This is a genomic window from Nitrobacter winogradskyi, from assembly GCF_006539545.1.
GTDB classification, from domain to species: domain Bacteria; phylum Pseudomonadota; class Alphaproteobacteria; order Rhizobiales; family Xanthobacteraceae; genus Nitrobacter; species Nitrobacter winogradskyi_A.
Window position 1 is genome coordinate 40,806 of sequence record NZ_BJNF01000059.1, and the last position, 16,856, is coordinate 57,661.

Genomic DNA, 16,856 nt, shown 5'->3' on the forward strand with positions numbered 1-16,856 from the left:
AGAACACCCCTCTGTTCAGCGGGATTGCCCGAAATCGCCTTGTGCCGTCTATTTCCGGAAATCGTGAACCGGCAATTGAGGGCGCACGTGCACGGAGAGGACCAGTTTATCGAGGATGTCTATGCGCGCGAGGTGGTCATGGCCCGCGTCGGGCACCTCATCCGGAGAAAGCAACAAGAAATCGAACGTATCACGCGCATCCTGCGCGCGGCCGCTTCCTTCGAGGGCGTGGCGGCTCCGGTCTCCGGCAAAATCCTGAAGATCGTCCTTATTGGTCCCTATGCCCGGCGCACTTGGTACGAGGACAAAGCCTCCCTCTATTTCTCGGATTACGAATTCTGGGTTGTCGTCAATCATACGCTCTATGCTGACGAAACGCGGTGGTGCCGTGCGAAGGCGATCATCGCTCGTGAATTGGGAAACCGCTGCGCGGTGTCCCTGTCTGTGTTTTCCAAGGCGGACATCAAATCCGCCAAAGCCAGCAAAGATCATTTCATTCTGGACCGGCTCGAAGCGGGCATTGTGCTGTTCAAGGCCTCGCGTGACGCTCCGTTGCCGCGATTCAAGAGTAGCGAGCGGGATGATGTCGTTTGACATCCGCCAACTACGCTACGCAATCGCTGCCGCCGATCACGGCAGCTTCTATCGAGCGGCGCGTACGCTCGATGTCGAGCAATCGACGCTCAGTCGGGCTATCCTGAAGCTGGAGCGCTCGATCGGAATGCCGATCTTTGAGCGCTCGCGCGCCGGCGTAACGACGACGCTGGCCGGAAACGCTTTCATTCGCGGCGCGAAACCAATGGTGGCAACGGCCGACAAGCTCGTGGCGATGATGCGGGCAGCCGGCCAGGGCCGCGCGGGTGGTCTCGTGCTGGGGCTTAACAGCTCGGTTTCCGCCGGCAATTTACGTGCAACAATGATGAGTTGGTGCGACGCGCACCCCGACGTCGAAGTCGGATGCGTCGAAGCGGACCGCAGCATCCTGCTCGCCGGCCTTGATACAGGGGAGATCGACATTGCGATCCTCATGGGTGCCGCCAGCCATAACGGATTCCGCTGCGAGCCGCTTTGGAGCGAGCGGATGTTGGCCGCGCTTCCACTCTCGCATCCGCTCGCGGAACGCGACGTGGTTCACTGGACGGATCTTCGCGGCGAGCGGTTTCTGCTTCCGGCCGCTGATCCCGGCCCGGAGATACGGGATATGTTGCTGGGCCGTTTGGCGGTTTCGAGCGTAAAGCCTGACATCCGAATGCTCCAGGCGAGCCGCGAGACAGTGCTGAGCGTTCTCGGTGGGAGCTCCGGCATCAGCATCGTTTGCGAAGGCTCCACCGGAGCGCGCTATCCCGATATCGTCTATCGAGCGATACACGGCGAACAGGGGCCGGCCTTAACGGGCCATTCCGGTTGCTGGCGCGCTGACAACGACAACCCGGCGCTGCGGCGTTTCCTTGAATTCATCAAAGCACGCTACGCGCTCTCCTTTGATTTCGCCCAGATATTTCAGTAAATTAAACTGCCTGTTCTTGGAGTGACTGTCATGGGTCAAGGCAAGACAATCATTATCATGCTCGTCACCTTGGTCATCGGGTTCTCATGCGGATTTTTGTTGCGGCCGGTGATCGCGCCAGCGCAGCAAGCCGCCCTAGCCGCTGCCGTTCCGCCCGCGGCCCCTGTATCGAGCGAGGCGCGTGGGACGCAGTATTTCATGGCGAATATCGACGAGGCCCGTCAGGTCGTGGCCGGATGCCGTGATGGTTCGGTGCGTGGTGGCGAATGCGCCACGGCCGAAGAAGCGATCATCAAGGTCGATGCCGCTGAACGCCGCAGGCGCTTCCTCGGCAACTGATCCTCGCGCGGCGCTCAGCCGTTCGCGCTACGCCGTCCGCGCGCAAAGCCACGGTCGCTCGCCATGAACCGCGCGAGCATCGGCGCAACCAGCTTCTCCGGCGTCACAGCGTCGCCGCCGGTCTCCGCTGCCAGCGCAGCCGCGTAGGCTGCAAGATCGCGGTGGACGGCGGCGGGCAGCTCCACGGTGAGCTTCACCGGCCGGTCGTCAGCGAGCGGCCCCAGCTTCAACTTCGTCATCGCGTTGCTCCGATCGGTTCGAGCACGAGGTCGCGGGTGATGACCACGCGCAGCGGATGGCCTGGCCGGATTGTCAGCGTCGGCTGCACATTGAGCTGGCGACGCACGATCTGCTGGCCGGTCTGGTTGATCGTGTCCTGCGAGCCGCGCCGGAGGGCGCGGGTCAGGTCGTCCTCGCTGTCCGCGCCCAGCTCGGCGCCGACGCCGAGGAGCGTCGAGACGGCTGCCGCCTTGAGGAGATTACCCCAATGCTGGTTCACGCGGTCCTGTAGCCCCGCGAACCCAGCTCCGTCGGCGCCGGGCTGGCGCTCGAGAACGATCGAGCGCCCGTCCGGCATGATAAGGCGGTCCCATGCGAGCAGCACGCGGGTCTGCCCGGCGGCGATCTCGCTGTCATACTCGCCGATCAGCCGTGCGCCCTGCGGAATGACGAGGATGCGCCCGGTCGGGCTGTCATAGACGTTGGCCGTCACCTGGGCGGTGATCTGGCCGGGCAGGTCTGAGCGGATGCCGGTGATGAGCGCAGCCGGGATGATGCTGCCGGCCTGCACGATGTTGGGCGATGCCGGTGCCGTCAGCCGCTCGACGCTGACCGTGCGCTGGTTGGGTGCCTGCGCCATGAAGGCGCGTTTGGCGGCCTGGTCGCTTTCCGCCGCTGCATCGGCTGTCGCTGGAGGTGCCGGGTTCGGCGCTGCGAGGCCGAGGGAAGCCGGGGCCGTTGATGACGCCGCGCCGCCGCTGCTGCCGAGGAAGACCGAACTGGTCCGCGCCGCGTCGCGCTCTTGTTGCGCGCGCTGGCGGGCGGCCTCGGCGGCCTGAGCGCGGGGATCGGGTTGACCTGGCTGCGCGCCGACCGGCGGCACGGGGACATTCTCGCCGCGCTGCTGCGCGGAGACAATAGGGCCGCCCAAGTCGCCGGGGAGCGGCGGGCCGAGCCGGGGCGCCTGCGCATAGTCGCTCGGCCCGGAGGTGATAGTCTCGGCCGTGGTCCTACTGTCGGTGTTGTAGAGTTCCTGCGCGGTCTTCTCGCCGGGCGGCCGCAGCGCATAAATCAGCGAGCCGCCGATCCCGAGGCCGGCGGCGACGCCAACGACGGCGAGCGCTTTGCGCGACAGGCGCATGACGCGTGGTGGGTCTCCGCGAAGCTGGAAGGCCTGCGGATCGGAGCGCGGCGCGGCGGGCGCGGCGGCCGGGGTGTCTACGGGCTCGCTCACGGCCGCCCCCGCCGTCCATCGGTGCGCACGATCTGGACACGCTGCGCGCTGCGCCGGTCGCCCAGCCGCAGTTCGGCGGCGGCGAACAGGCGGTCCACGACCATGTAGCGGCCCTGCACCCGGTAATTGACCAGCTCGGCTTCGCCAGATGCGCCACTTACGAACAGCGGCGGCATCTCGCCCTGCGAGATCCCGGCCGGAAATTCAATGAACACCTGCCGTCCATCGTCGAACGCGCGCGCCGGTCGCCACGGCGCGCGATCACCGTCGATGCGATAGCGGAAATTGAGCGTGGACAGGTCGATGCCGCTCGCCACAGGCGCGGCCGCTGCGTTGCGGCCCTGCAAGGCGATCAGTGCGTCCTGTGGATAGGTCCAGCTCACCGACGCCATGTAGGTCGAGGACGTGGCGCGCAGTTCCAGATGATAGGTGCGCCGATCGGTGTTGATGACGAGATTGGTGGTGAGATCAGGCCGAGTTGGCTTGACGAGGATGTGGACGCGCGCGGTGGGACCGCTGCCGCTGATGGTGTCGCCGATGATCCAGCGCACGGTATCACCGGCCGCGACCGGCCCTGGCCCTACGAGTTGCTCGCCTTCCTGCAAAGCGATGTCCGTCACCTGACCCGGCGCGGTATAGACCTGATAGAGCGCGCCGTCGGTCCACGGATATTGCTGGATGGCGTTAAGGAAGCCGTCGCGCACCGGCTGGACGCGGGCGGCTGCGTTCGCCGCGCCGACGCGCTGGCGAGGATCGGTCGGCTCCGGCGGGCGGCGTGTGTCGGGCAGGGGCATCAACTGGCCCGGAAGCGGCAGCGGTTCGGGGATCGTCACCACTTCGACGGCGCGGGGCGCTTCCGGGGCGAGCGTCGCAGCGATCTCGGCCGGGGGATCGTCATAGGTGATGGCTGGAGACCGCGCCGATGTGGTGGCGCATCCGGCGAGCGCGGTGGCGGAAACGAGCAGCGCCGCCGATGCGGCACGGCGATATGGACTGACGGTCATTGCGACAGCTCCTTTGACCAGTTGAGGGCATTGACGAAGACGCCGAGCGGATTCTTGCGCAGGGCGTCGGGCGTGCGCGGGGGCTGCACGACGACGGTAAGGATCGCGGACCAGCGCTCGGTCGTGGTGAGGCTGCCGTCCTGATAGCGGCGCTCGGTCCAGGCGACGCGGAAGCTGTCGGGCGAAGCCCGGATGACGCTCGACACGTCCACCGCGACCTGCACCCTTCCGACATTGGCGAAGGGATCGTTGGCGCGCGCATAGTCGTTGAGCGCCACCGCGCCGCGATCGGTGGTGAAGTCATAAGCGCGGAGCCAGTTCTGACGGACGATCACGGGGTCGGCGGGAATCGAGCGAACCTGCTCGATGAGGCGCGCGAGGTGGAACGCGATTTGTGGATCGGTCGGGCGATAGCCGGCCTCGGCCGGCGCGACCGCCTGCGCTTCACCGAGCCGATCGACCTGCACGACCCAGGGGACGATATGGCCGCGCGCCGATTGCCAGATGAGGCCGGCGGTCAGGCCGCCAGAAAGCGCCAATGCGCCGAAGAAGGCGACGCGCCAGTTCTTCGCCTGCACGCGGGACGATCCGATCCGGTCGTCCCAGGCTTGCGCGGCGCGCTGGTAAGGGGTCGTCGGTTCCGGCGTCTGGCCGTAGCGGAGGGTGGGGCGTTTGAACATGGATCAATCCTTCTGGCTGACATCAACCGACGCGCCGCCGCCGCCGCCGTCGCCGGAGCGCAGCGTATGGGCGGCGACCGTCGCGCCGTGGGTCATAGTTTGGCGGCGCTTCATGGCGGTGGCCCAGGTCGGCGGGCCACCGGACGCCTCCGGCGCGGGCGCTGCGCCGCCGCCAGAAATCGTGCCGCCCGTGGCGGTGACGGCGGCGAGTCCGCCGGAGCGGTAGCTGTCCTTGAGTGACCCGGCGGCTTTTCTGAGCGGCGAAAGCGCGGCGCCTACGGCCGCCCGCCCGACGCCGGCCGCGCCACCCGCTGCGGCGGCTGCGCCGGTCTTTCCGGCAGAGCCGAGCGCGTAGGCGCTGTTTGCTGCGCCGGAGGTGAACGCCGCGCCACGGGCCGCGCCGCCAACCGCACCGGCGACTGCGCCGGCACCGAGGCGAGCGGCGGCAGCGCCACCGACCAGCGCGCCCCCGGCGGCGAGTGCGGTCCCGGCCGCGGCGCCAGCGCCAAGTGCGGGACCGCCTGAGACGATGCCGTTGGCGATCGACGGGCCGAAGATGCCAAGGCCGAGCAGACAGAGCGAGGCAAGCGCGACCGCCATCGCATCCTCGATGGTCGGCTGCGCGCCGCCAAAGCCGGCGCGGAACTCGTCGAACAGGGTGGAGCCGATGCCGACGATGACGGCGAGCACCAGCACCTTGACGCCCGACGAGATGACCAGCCCCAGCACGCGCTCGGCCATGAAGGCGGTCTTGCCGAATAGGCCGAACGGGATCAGCACGAAGCCGGCCAGCGTCGCCAGCTTGAACTCGATCAGCGTGATGAAAAGCTGGATAGCCAGGATGAAGAAGGCGAGGATGACCAGCACCCAAGCGAACAGCAGGCACGCGATCTGGATGAAATTCTCGAAGAAGGCGATCCAACCCATCAGGTCGGAGATGGATTCGAGGATGGGCTGACCCGCCTCAAGGCCGACCTGAGCGACGCGGCCCGGCTGGAGCAGCTCGGCGGCCGTGAAGCCGGTGCCGGACGCTTTCAATCCAAGGCCGGCGAAGCTCTCGAAGACGATCCGCGCCAGGCTGTTCCAGTTGCCGATGATGTAGGCGAAGACGCCGACGAACAGGGTCTTTTTGATAAGCCTCGCAAGGATGTCGTCGCCCTCGCCCCGCGTCCAAAACAGCGCGGCAAGCGTCACGTCGATGACGATCAGCGTCGTGGCGATGAACGCCACCTCGCCGCCGAGCAGACCGAACCCGCTGTCAATGTAGCGGGTGAAGACATCCAGAAAGCGATCGACGACGCCGGTGCCGCCCATGTCAGTTCTCCTGCGGGTTCGCCCCATCGGCGATGCGGGCGGCGGGACGCGCACCAGGCGCGAGGAAGCGGCGGCGATTTTCCGCCCATGCGCGGAGGCAATCGGGATCGCTCGCGCCGGCCTGTCCGAGTGACTGGCAACGGCGCAGTTCGATCAGCAGCGGGTCCGTCGCCGGGGTTTCGGCGACGGACCCCGGCGCCTCGGGCATCGGCTCGGGTGCGCGCGCCATTTCGATCGCGGTCATCGTGATTGCGATGGCGACGAACACGATTGCACCGATCCGAGCGAGGAGCTTGCTGTCCACGGGCGTCAGTCGCGGAACATGCGGGCGTTGCCCGGCTGATAGCCGGTGGATGGCGTCAGGAAGCGCCGACGCCGCTCACGCCCTTCCTCCTCCGCCGCCGTATGGCGAGCCGCATTCAGCGCCTGCGCGCGGCCCTGCGCCGCGACCAAGGCCGTGAGATCGGCGATCTGCTGCGATTGCAGGGCGAGAAGCTGGTTGCCGGCCTGCGCGGCCTGAAGGGCGCCGGTCGCGGACTGGCTCGACGAAACGAGGCCGTTCATCGCCGTGCGCGTGCCGTCGATATTGCCGACGACGCCGGCCTGAACGCGCAGCGCGTCCTCGAACGCGCCGACGCTATCTTCCCAGCGCGCATTGGCGTTGGCGACCATCTGCGCGTGGGTGCCGGTGAGCGCGGCGCCCCTGTAGCGGCCGTTGAACGCCTGCTGGACGTTCTGCACGTCGTAGGCGATCCGCTGCGCCTCGCCGAGAAGCTGCTGTGTGCGCTGCACCTGCTGTTGGAGCTGCTGGAGCGAACTGAAAGGCAGCGAGGCGAGATTGCGCGCCTCGTTGGTGAGGCTCGTCGCTGCTTGCTGGATTTGCTGAATTTGGTTGTTGATCTGCTGGAGCGACCGGGCCGCCGTCAGCACGTTCTGCGCGTAGTTGGTCGGGTCATAGACGATCCCGCCGAATTGGGCGTGCGCCGGTGTCGCGGCGGTGATGCCGATCGTGCTCGACGTGGCGATGGCGCCGGCCAGCACGGCGCGGCGCAGGATGGAGGGCTTCATGGTTCGATGTCCTTCAAGGCTAGGGGAAGCTGGCCGGTATCTTCCCGGCGGCCGGCCAGCGGATAGGGTTGGGGTTCGGGAAGAAGCTCGACCGCCCAGGCGCAGCCGCGGCGCCGCAGCCATTCGGCCGCAAAGCCGGACTGGCCCCGCGCCTCGACGATGTCGGCGATGGCGAGCTGATCGGTCTTGGCGGAGGCGGCGGCGAACGCCAGCGCGACCTCCCCAAGTCCCAGCTCGAAGAGGCGGTTGCCGCGCCGCGACTGGCAGTAATAGTCGCGCTTCGGCGTCGCCCGGCTCAGTATCTCGATCTGGCGCGCATTGAGACCGAACCGCTCGTAGATCGCGGCGATCTGCGGTTCGGCCGCGCGCTCGTTGGGGAGGAAGATGCGCGTCGGGCAGCTCTCGATGATGGCCGGCGCGATGTCGCTCGTCTCGATGTCGGCGAGGCTCTGCGTGGCGAAGACAACGCTGGCGTTCTTCTTGCGCAGCGTCTTCAACCACTCGCGGAGTTGGGCCGCGAAGTCCGGGCTGTCCAGAACCAGCCAGCCCTCGTCGATGATGATGAGAGTCGGCGAGCCGTCCAGCCGATCACCGATGCGGTGGAACAGGTAGGACAGCACCGCAGCCGCCGATCCTGCGCCGACCAGGCCCTCGGTCTCGAATGCCTGCACGTCGGCTTCGCCGATCCGTTCGGCCTCGGCGTCGAGCAGCCGGCCCCACGTCCCGCCGATGCAATATGGCGCGAGCGCCTGCTTGAGCTGCTGACTCTGGAGCAGCACGGCAAGCCCGGTCAGGGTCCGCTCCGCGACCGGCGCCGACGCCAGCGACCCGAGCGCCGACCACAGATGCTCCTTCGCCTGCGGATCGACCGCGACGCCTTCGCTGCCAAGGATCGCCGCCAGCCATTCCGCCGCCCAGGCGCGCTCGGCCGGATCGTCGATATGGGCGAGCGGCTGGAGCTGCACGCCGTCGCCGGTCTCGTCGGCGAGCATCCCGCCGAGATCCTGCCAGTCGCCGCCCATGCCGATCGCGGCGGCGCGGATGCTGCCGCCGAAGTCGAAGGCGAAAACCTGCGCATTCTCGTAGCGGCGGAACTGCATCGCCATCAGCGCGAGCAACACCGATTTGCCGGCGCCGGTCGGGCCGACGATCAGCGTGTGGCCGACATCGCCGACGTGAAGGGAAAACCGGAACGGGGTCGAGCCTTCGGTCTTGCCGTAAAGCAAGGGGGGAGCGCCGAAATGCTCGTCCCGTTCCGGCCCCGCCCATACCGCTGACAGGGGGATCAGGTGGGCGAGATTGATGGTGGAAATCGGGGGCTGGCGGACGTTGGCGTAGATGTGGCCGGGCAGGCTCCCCAGCCATGCCTCGATCGCGTTCATGCCCTCTGGAATGACGGTGAAGTCGCGGCCCTGGATGACCTTCTCGACCAGCCGCAGCTTCTCGCCGGCGATGGCCGGATCGCGGTCCCACACCGTCACGCTGGCGGTGACATAGGCCATGCCGGCATAGTCGGCGCCCAGCTCCTGCAAGGCGGTGTCGGCGTCGGCTGCCTTGTTCGAGGCGTCGCTGTCGAGCAGCGTGCTCGCCTCGTTCGTCATCACTTCTTTCAAGATGGCCGCGACCGACTTGCGCTTCGCGAACCATTGGCGGCGGATACGCGTGAGCAGCTTGGTCGCGTCGGTCTTGTCGAGCATGATCGCGCGGGTGGACCAGCGATACTCGAAGGCGAGCCGGTTCAGCTCGTCGAGCAGGCCGGGAAAGGTGACGCTCGGAAATCCAATGATCGTCAGCGTGCGGAGATGATGGTCGCCCAGGCGCGGCTCCAGCCCGCCGGTGAGCGGCTCGTCCGCCAGCAAGGCATCCAGGTGCATCGGGGTTTCCGGCACGCGCACGCGCTGGAGCCGTGTTGAAATCGTGCTGTGCAGGTAGGTCAGCGTTTCGGCGTCATCGAGCCAGCGGACCTCGGGCATGAAGCCCTCGACCAGGTTCAGCACGCGGTCGCTGCGATCGGTGAAGCCTTTGAGCAGCTCCCACGGATCGACGCCGGTGGTGGAGCGGCCCTCGTAGAGCCAGCCTTCAGCCCGCGCGGCTTCCGCGGCGGGCGGCATCCACAGCAGCGTCAGATAATAGGCGCTCTCGAAATGCGCGCCTTCCTCGCGGAACTGTTCCCGCCGTTCCATATCGACCAGCGCCGACACGGGATCGGGGAAATCGTCCTCAGGATAGTCGAGCGCGGGCGTCCGCTGCGCTTCGACGAAGATCGCCCAGCCCGAACCGAGCCGGCGAAGCGAATTGTTGAGCCGCGAGGTCGTTGCCACCAGTTCGGCCGGCGTCGCGCTGTCAAGATCGGGGCCGCGGAACCGGGCGGTGCGCTGGAACGAACCGTCCTTGTTGAGCACGACGCCTTCACCGACCAGCGCGGCCCAGGGCAGGAAGTCGGCAAGGTGTGCCGCTTGCCCACGGTATTCGCGCAAGTTCATCATGGCCGCATCCAGCTTGGGTAACGGAGGTGGCGCCGGGCCACGTCCACGAATTGCGGGTCGCGGCGAGCGGCCCAGACGGACAGCGCATGGCCGATCGCCCAGATGACCAGGCCAGCGATCCAGAGGCGCAGGCCGAGGCCGATCGCGCCCGCCAGCGTCCCGTTGACGATGGCGAGCGAGCGCGGTGCGCCGCCGAGCAATATCGGCTCGGTCAGCGCCCGGTGGACGGGGGCGTAAAAGCCCGCGATCGGCTCGGCAGCGTCCAGCATCAGACCAGCGCCCCGCCGCCGAAGCTGAAGAAGCTCAGGAAGAAGGAGCTGGCGGCGAAGGCGATCGACAGACCGAACACGATCTGGATCAGCCGGCGGAAGCCGCCCGACGTGTCGCCGAACGCGAGCGTTAGGCCGGTCACGATGATGATGATGACCGCCACGATCTTCGCCACCGGCCCCTCGATGCTTTCGAGGATCGACTGGAGCGGGGCTTCCCACGGCATCGACGAACCGCCGGCATGGGCCGGGACGGCGAAGGTCAGCGCGACGACGCTGGCGGTGGCGGCGAGCATGGCGCGGCGTGCGCCACGCCGGAAGGCATGGATCATGGCAGGTCTCCTGGCTGGGATTGGGAAAGCGGGATGAGGCGGTAGTCGCCGGTCGCAGGGTCGAGCCCGTCGACACGGGCCAGTTCGGCGAGCCGGCGGCCGTGTCCGTCGCGGACCAGCACGGCGATGAGGTCGATGGTCTCGGCCAGCAGCGCGCGGGGGACCGTCACGACGGCCTCCTGAATGAGCTGCTCCATGCGGCGCAGCGCGCCGAGCGCGGTTCCGGCGTGGATAGTGCCGATCCCGCCGGGATGTCCGGTGCCCCAGGCTTTGAGGAGGTCGAGCGCCTCGGCGCCGCGCACCTCGCCGATGGGGATGCGATCGGGGCGCAGCCGCAGCGAGGACCGGACGAGATCGGACAGCGAAACGACGCCATCCTTGGTCCGCATGGCGACGAGGTTCGGCGCGGCGCATTGCAGCTCGCGCGTGTCTTCGATCAGGACGATGCGGTCGCCGGTTTTGGCGACTTCGGCCAACAGCGCGTTGACCAGCGTGGTCTTGCCGCTCCCGGTGCCGCCCGCGACGAGGATGTTAGCACGAGTTTCGACACCGTGCCGCAGCGCCCATGCCTGGGCCGCCGACATGATGCCGGCCACCGAATAGTCATCGAGCGTGAACACCGCGACGGCGGGTTTGCGGATCGCGAAGGCAGGCGCGGCTACTACCGGGGGCAAGAGCCCCTCGAACCGCTCGCCTCCTTCCGGCAGCTCGGCCGACACGCGCGGGCTACGGGCATGAACCTCGACGCCGACATGGTGTGCGACCAGGCGGACGATGCGCTCGCCATCGGCGGCGCTCAGCAGCTCACCCGTGTCGCTGATTCCTTCGCCGAGCCGATCGAGCCACAATCGGCCGTCCGGGTTCAGCATCACTTCGATGACGGCGGGATCGTCGAGCCAGGCCGCGATTGACGGCCCGAGCGCCGTGCGCAGCATCCGCGCGCCGCGTGATCTCGCCTCGGATCGGATCGGGTGGACGGTCAAGACATGGCCCCTGCAATGGACCGGGCGAACCGCCGCCCGGTGTCAGGAGCACATCAAGAGAGCCAGAAATTCAGCCGCTGCAACAGTTAGTTGAGGGCGTAGTAGAGGCGGCGGTATATACTTGCATGGGGCGGATCAGCCGATTGTCACCACGCCGTGCATGGAGCCAACTATTCCGAATCAGTTTGATTCTGCGGCCATATATCCTCGGGAATTTCGTCCATCAGGCTCTTACCGCTCGCATAGCGCCGGCCGAGCGTTTCGATGAACCCTTCGTAGCGCTTGCGTCCCTTCACCTGCGCTGCGGCCTGATCCTCATCGGGCAGCGGCGGCGTCACGGACAGCCAGAAGCGAACGAACAGCGCCAACGCCTCGATCGAGAGCCCCGTGTTCCGCTCCAACCGCTGCACTTGGCGCGACAGCCGGTCGAGCCGGCGAGCGAACGCCGCCTCCATGCGGTCAGCGCCATCGGGCGATAGATAGGACGACACCGCCGCCTCCACGATTGCGGAGCGTGAGATTCGACGTCGAATCGCCAGCTCGTCGACCTGCTTGGCGAGCGCGGGCGGAAAATAGACATTGAGCCGGACACGCATGATCGCCGCCTACAGCTCGATACCGTCGCCGGGGTCGAGCGACGCCTGCCGCGCGAGCCCCTGCATCCGGCGCCGCACGGCCGCCTGCCGCGCAGCATCTTCGGGTTCGTCGTCCACGATAGCAAACTCCTGCGCGGGCGGCGGCGGAGTCTCCGACGCGATGGCGACATGCTCCGGCAGTTCTGGTTCGCGGCGCAATCCACCGTTGGCCGCGTCCTCTGCCGAACGGACGATCCGCGCCACGGCGGCGGGATCGGCGACGACGGCGCGGCCCGTCCAGTCATCGGGCCGCACCTGGCCAGCGTCCGGGGTGGGCGCGGACATGATCCGCTCGGCGAACCGTGCGTCGCGGTAGTAGCGCGCTTTCTTCGCCCGGATCGGATGGACGCCAGCCACCATGACGATCTCGTCATCGGGCGGGAGCTGCATCACCTCGCCCGGCGTGAGGAGTTGGCGAGCGGTCTCTGACCGCGACACCATCAGATGCCCGAGCCAAGGCGAAAGCCTGTGGCCTGCGTAGTTCTTCATCGCCCGCATCTCGGTCGCGGTGCCGAGCGCATCGGAGACGCGCTTGGCGGTGCGCTCGTCGTTGGTGGCGAAGCTTACGCGCACATGGCAATTGTCGAGGATCGCGTTGTTCGGGCCGTAAGCCTTTTCGATCTGATTGAGCGACTGCGCGATCAAAAACGCTTTCAACCCGTAACCCGCCATGAAGGCCAAAGCGGACTCGAAGAAGTCCAGCCGTCCGAGCGCGGGAAACTCGTCGAGCATCAGCAGCACGCGATGGCGGTTGCCGTTCGGCGTCAGTTCCTCGGTCAACCGGCGCCCGATCTGGTTGAGGATGAGCCGGATCAGCGGTTTGGTGCGCGAGATGTCGCTGGGCGGCACGACCAGATAGAGCGTCGCCGGCCGTTCACCCTCGACCAGATCCGATATGCGCCACTGACAGGCGCGCGTGACCTGCGCCACGACGGGATCACGATAGAGGCCGAGGAACGACATCGCGGTGCTGAGCACGCCGGATCGTTCGTTGTCCGACTTGTTCAGCAGCTCGCGCGCGGCGCTGGCGACAACGGGATGGACGCCGGCTTCGCCGAGGTGCGGCGTCGCCATCATCGCGGCCAGCGTCTGCTCGATCGTGCGCGATGGGTCCGACAGGAATCCCGCAACGCCCGCCAGCGTCTTATCCGGCTCGGCATAGAGGACATGAAGGATCGCACCGACCAGCAGCGAATGGGAGGTCTTCTCCCAATGGTTTCGGCGCTCCAGCGAGCCTTCGGGATCGACCAGCACATCGGCGACATTCTGCACGTCGCGCACCTCCCACTGTCCGCGCCGCACTTCGAGCAACGGATTGTAGGCGGCCGACGCCGCGTTGGTCGGATCGAACAGCAGCACGCGGCCGTGCCGGGCGCGAAAGCCCGCGGTCAGCGTCCAGTTCTCGCCCTTGATGTCGTGGACGATTGCCGACGCGGGCCAGGTCAAAAGCGACGGCACAACCAAGCCGACGCCCTTGCCGCTCCGTGTCGGGGCGAAGCACAGCACATGCTCAGGCCCATCATGGCGCAGATAGTCGCGCGCGAGCTTGCCGAGAACGACGCCGTTCGGCCCCAGCAGCCCAGCGCTGCGAACCTCCCGCTCGGTTGCCCAGCGCGCCGAGCCATAGGTCTCGGCGTTCTTCAGTTCGCGCGCGCGCCACACCGACATACCAATGGCGACGGCGATCGACACGAATCCGCCCGAGGCGGCGATGAACGCGCCGGTCTTGAAGATGTCGGGCGCATAGGCATCGAAGCTGAACCACCACCAGAAGAATGCGGGCGGCGGATAGATGCGGTAGCCGAAGGCCATGAACCACGGCGGGCCAAGCTCCGGCTGGTATGCGAGCGCGGCGGCCGTCCATTGGGTCGCACCCCACACGGCGGCGAGGACGATCAGGAACACGGTGATGACCTGACCCCACAATATCTTGGTCGCGGACATGGATTTTCCTTTCGGGGTTACAGGCCGAGGTCGCGCTTGCGGCCCAGCGTCCAGTCGATGCCGCCACCGGCGCGCACGACGCCGGATACCTGCCGGCCGAGCTGCTGTTCGAGGGTGCTGGCCCAAGGCACGAGCCGGAAACCAAGGCCGTCATCGAGCATGGCGAAACGGCCGGACGCGAGCGCAAGCCGCTGGCGGACGACGCCGATGATCTTCTCGCCGCCTGCGGCGGGGCGGTAGGCAAGCCCGGTCTCGCCGGCGATCTTCGCGCCGACCGAATCCAGCTCGCGCTTGCGCAGCGTGTCGAGCAGCCCGCGTTCGAACACGGTGCGTTCGCCATAGCGACGCGCCAGCCCTTCCTTGACGAGATGATCGGTGCGCGCGTCCATCGCGCGGCGCACCTCGGCGCCGAACCCGCCGTCCACCACGCCGGCGCCGCGCTCGATCAAGCGATGGTCCAGCCAGGTCGCGCCAGGCGCCTTGACCTGCGCGGCAAGGTCGAGGTCCGAGCGGGTGGCGAGCACCAGCGTCGGCTTATCCTCGCCGGGTCGTCCGATCGCCCGAAGCTCGACGATGCCACCAAGCTTCGGGCTATGCTCGAGCGCCTCGATGCCGGGCAGGCGGACATGGTGGGTGCGGCCATCCGTGCCGTCGATCACGGCATAGGCGGTGCCGGCCAGCTCGTCGTGCAATCCCTTGTCGATGAGCCGGCCGGCGATCGGCTTCTCGGGAGCGCCACTGACGACGGCATAGCTGTCGAGCGGTCGATCCTGCCCGCGCTCTTTAAGCGCCGCGCCGATCGTGCGGATGATGTCGCCGCGCGTCCCCAGGTCGCGCAGCTTCGCCGCCGCGCCTTCGGCGACCGCCCATCGTCCCGGCTCCCCTTCGGCCGCGAGTCCCATCGTTTCCAGATGCTGCAACCGCCCGACCATCAGCCGGCGAAGACGCGGGTCGTCCGGGCCGGGCCGCTCGGCGCGCAGGTCGATCACGCCCAGCTCGTCGGCGGCGCGTCCGATCTCGCCGTCGAGCCGCGTCCAGCGCTCGGCCGTCACCTCGCGGTCGAGCGCACGTTGCACCTCATGTTCCGGCTTCGGCCCCAGCTCGGCGAACGCCAGCTCCTCGGCGCGCGAGCGCAGGTTGTGGCTGATGTAATCGCGGGAGATGACGAGGTCGCCGCCCTGGTCGTTGACGCCGCGCACGAGCAGATGGACGTGCGGATTGTCGGTGTTCCAATGATCGACCGCGACCCAATCCAGCCGCGTCCCCAGGTCCGACTCCATCTGGCGAACGAGGTCGCGGGTATATTCGCGAAGGTCGGTCAACTCGGCTGCGTCCTCGGGCGACACGATGACCCGGAAGTGATGCCGGTCATCCTTGCACCGCTCGGCGAAACCGCGATCGTCGGCACGGTCGCCATGTTCATCGAACATGCGCGTGGACGAGCCGTCGCGAGTGACGCCTTCGCGCTTCAGATAGGCGATGTGCGCGGACAGCGGCGCCATACGTCGCCCGCCACGGCCTCGGGTGGCGACGGGCAGCATCTTGACGATGACGCGCCGGCCAGAACCGAACAGGCGGTTGCGCGCGAACGCCGTGCGCCCCCGGCCGAAACTGGACTGACCACCCCGGCGCGACGCGCCGCCGCTGCGCCGCCCGCCGCTATGGATCGCGGCAACCCGTAGCACCTCGGCCACCAGGCCGCGCGCATTGCGGCCCTGCGCCTTGCTGCGCTTGGCCTTGCCGGGCCGGACGCGGAAATCGCTGTCCTTGCTCACGGCCAGGCCGCTTTCGGCCGAAATTGGCCTATGGTGCCATTCGAGGCGCTGTTTTTACTGGCTTTTCCCTTCCGCGCGGCACGCGCGCCGACCGACGCCCCCATGTGAAGCCACGGAAAAGCCCCGGCTTTTCCGCGAAACGGGGTGCGGCTTATATCTTGCCCTCGCACTTCCCCCCTGTTTCCTGCCCTCCCGGTTCCCTTCTCGAATCCGGCGGCCGATCGGGAGCGAGCGCCGATCATTGCGGTCGGCCCGCGCGGGCGCGGGGGACGAACAACGTATCCGCCTGCGTGTCCGGTGACGAAGAAGCCGCACTCTCTTGCGCTTCGGTGGCGCGCGCCACGACCGATCCCGGCGCATCGGATGTGTCGTCCGATTGCGCGGCGGACGGCGCGGACCCGCTGCCGGTAATGCGGACGAATAGCGCCGCACGACGCCACGCGAAGCGGTCCGGCGGCGCACTCACCGCTGTTTCGGCCGCTCCCGGCGCGCGGACTACGGCTGTAAGCTGGGCGAGGTAGCCGACCGTCTCGGCGGGCAGCGGACGGCCTCGCGATACATAGTCGTCGTAACGCCCCGGTCCGGCATTATAGGCCGCCAACATCGCGCTCGCGTTGCCGTAGCGGTCGTGCATCTCGCGCAGATAAGCCGCACCCGCCATGATGTTGTCACGCACGTCAAACGGGTCCGGGCCGAGACCGTAACGGGCGCGCAGCCCCGCCCAGGTCGCGGGCATGATCTGCATCAGTCCCATCGCGCCAGCCCGCGAGACGGCGCGCGAATTGCCCCGGCTTTCGACGCGCATGACCGCCCATATCCACGCTTCGGGAATCCCGAACCGCCGCGCGGCGTCGGCGACATGACCTGCATAGGGATGTGCAGCGGCCGGGGCGGCAACGGGCGCTTCTTGCGCCCAACCAGCTCCCGGCGCAGCGCCCCCGGACAGCAGGACGGCGGTAAGCAATATGGCCGATCCGACTCCGCTTCGCCGCCAGCCTGCCAGCGTGCTCGCTGCGGTAAAGGGTGCGCGCGAAGCGCCGGCCTTCGGCCGCCCTTGACCTTCGCTG

Annotated in this window: 18 protein-coding genes; 3 read left to right on the forward strand and 15 right to left on the reverse strand. The window is 67.7% G+C overall.

Features of this window, described 5'->3' with window-relative positions; genetic code table 11:
• Positions 1–87 precede the first annotated feature (87 nt).
• The 3 genes from NWI01_RS11300 to NWI01_RS11310 are packed head-to-tail and all read left to right on the forward strand — an operon-like array spanning position 88 to position 1,846.
• Positions 88–594, forward strand: a complete 507-nt coding sequence (locus NWI01_RS11300) for a hypothetical protein (protein WP_141383974.1) — start codon at positions 88–90, stop codon at positions 592–594.
• A complete protein-coding gene (locus tag NWI01_RS11305; RefSeq protein ID WP_141383943.1) occupies positions 581–1,507 on the forward strand; it encodes a LysR substrate-binding domain-containing protein in 927 nt (308 codons plus the stop codon). Before NWI01_RS11300 ends, NWI01_RS11305 begins: the two co-directional genes overlap by 14 nt.
• Before the next feature lie 30 nt (positions 1,508–1,537).
• Positions 1,538–1,846: a hypothetical protein gene (locus tag NWI01_RS11310; protein ID WP_141383944.1), complete on the forward strand. Its 309-nt coding sequence runs from the start codon at positions 1,538–1,540 to the stop codon at positions 1,844–1,846.
• A 14-nt stretch (positions 1,847–1,860) separates the two neighbouring features.
• Here the strand turns inward: NWI01_RS11310 and NWI01_RS11315 are convergent, their stop codons facing one another.
• The 15 genes from NWI01_RS11315 to NWI01_RS11385 all read right to left on the reverse strand — a co-directional run bounded on the left by NWI01_RS11315 (position 1,861) and on the right by NWI01_RS11385 (position 16,753).
• On the reverse strand, positions 1,861–2,085 hold the full coding sequence (locus NWI01_RS11315) for a DUF2274 domain-containing protein (RefSeq protein ID WP_141383945.1): 225 nt from the start codon (positions 2,083–2,085) through the stop codon (positions 1,861–1,863).
• On the reverse strand, positions 2,082–3,299 hold the full coding sequence (locus tag NWI01_RS11320) for a TrbI/VirB10 family protein (RefSeq protein ID WP_141383946.1): 1,218 nt from the start codon (positions 3,297–3,299) through the stop codon (positions 2,082–2,084). The genes NWI01_RS11315 and NWI01_RS11320 overlap by 4 nt, the downstream gene beginning before the upstream one ends.
• Positions 3,296–4,303 (reverse strand): P-type conjugative transfer protein TrbG, encoded by a 1,008-nt coding sequence (gene trbG, locus NWI01_RS11325; RefSeq protein ID WP_141383947.1) that lies wholly within the window; start codon positions 4,301–4,303, stop codon positions 3,296–3,298. The genes NWI01_RS11320 and trbG overlap by 4 nt, the downstream gene beginning before the upstream one ends.
• A complete protein-coding gene (trbF, locus tag NWI01_RS11330) occupies positions 4,300–4,983 on the reverse strand; it encodes a conjugal transfer protein TrbF (protein WP_141383948.1) in 684 nt (227 codons plus the stop codon). Before trbF ends, trbG begins: the two co-directional genes overlap by 4 nt.
• Before the next feature lie 3 nt (positions 4,984–4,986).
• Positions 4,987–6,297 (reverse strand): P-type conjugative transfer protein TrbL, encoded by a 1,311-nt coding sequence (gene trbL, locus NWI01_RS11335; protein WP_141383949.1) that lies wholly within the window; start codon positions 6,295–6,297, stop codon positions 4,987–4,989.
• 1 nt (position 6,298) lies between these two features.
• Positions 6,299–6,601, reverse strand: a complete 303-nt coding sequence (trbK-alt, locus tag NWI01_RS11340) for a putative entry exclusion protein TrbK-alt (protein ID WP_141383950.1) — start codon at positions 6,599–6,601, stop codon at positions 6,299–6,301.
• 5 nt (positions 6,602–6,606) lie between these two features.
• Positions 6,607–7,365, reverse strand: a complete 759-nt coding sequence (gene trbJ, locus NWI01_RS11345) for a P-type conjugative transfer protein TrbJ (protein ID WP_141383951.1) — start codon at positions 7,363–7,365, stop codon at positions 6,607–6,609.
• The gene (gene trbE, locus NWI01_RS11350; RefSeq protein WP_141383952.1) at positions 7,362–9,851 is read right to left on the reverse strand and encodes a conjugal transfer protein TrbE; all 2,490 of its coding nucleotides are present in this window, start codon (positions 9,849–9,851) and stop codon (positions 7,362–7,364) included. Before trbE ends, trbJ begins: the two co-directional genes overlap by 4 nt.
• On the reverse strand, positions 9,848–10,120 hold the full coding sequence (locus NWI01_RS11355) for a VirB3 family type IV secretion system protein (protein WP_141383953.1): 273 nt from the start codon (positions 10,118–10,120) through the stop codon (positions 9,848–9,850). Before NWI01_RS11355 ends, trbE begins: the two co-directional genes overlap by 4 nt.
• Complete coding sequence (locus NWI01_RS11360; protein WP_141383954.1) at positions 10,120–10,452, reverse strand: TrbC/VirB2 family protein; 333 nt, start codon at positions 10,450–10,452, stop codon at positions 10,120–10,122. The genes NWI01_RS11355 and NWI01_RS11360 overlap by 1 nt, the downstream gene beginning before the upstream one ends.
• On the reverse strand, positions 10,449–11,387 hold the full coding sequence (gene trbB, locus NWI01_RS11365; protein WP_210242966.1) for a P-type conjugative transfer ATPase TrbB: 939 nt from the start codon (positions 11,385–11,387) through the stop codon (positions 10,449–10,451). The genes NWI01_RS11360 and trbB overlap by 4 nt, the downstream gene beginning before the upstream one ends.
• A gap of 218 nt (positions 11,388–11,605) precedes the next feature.
• Positions 11,606–12,031 (reverse strand): ribbon-helix-helix domain-containing protein, encoded by a 426-nt coding sequence (locus NWI01_RS11370; protein WP_141383956.1) that lies wholly within the window; start codon positions 12,029–12,031, stop codon positions 11,606–11,608.
• 9 nt (positions 12,032–12,040) lie between these two features.
• Positions 12,041–14,014 (reverse strand): conjugal transfer protein TraG, encoded by a 1,974-nt coding sequence (locus NWI01_RS11375; RefSeq protein WP_141383957.1) that lies wholly within the window; start codon positions 14,012–14,014, stop codon positions 12,041–12,043.
• Positions 14,015–14,031: 17 nt separating this feature from the next.
• A complete protein-coding gene (locus tag NWI01_RS11380; RefSeq protein ID WP_141383958.1) occupies positions 14,032–15,789 on the reverse strand; it encodes a relaxase/mobilization nuclease domain-containing protein in 1,758 nt (585 codons plus the stop codon).
• Between the two features lie 238 nt (positions 15,790–16,027).
• Positions 16,028–16,753, reverse strand: coding sequence for a lytic transglycosylase domain-containing protein (locus NWI01_RS11385; protein WP_244613729.1), 726 nt, complete (start codon positions 16,751–16,753; stop codon positions 16,028–16,030).
• Positions 16,754–16,856 lie beyond the last annotated feature (103 nt).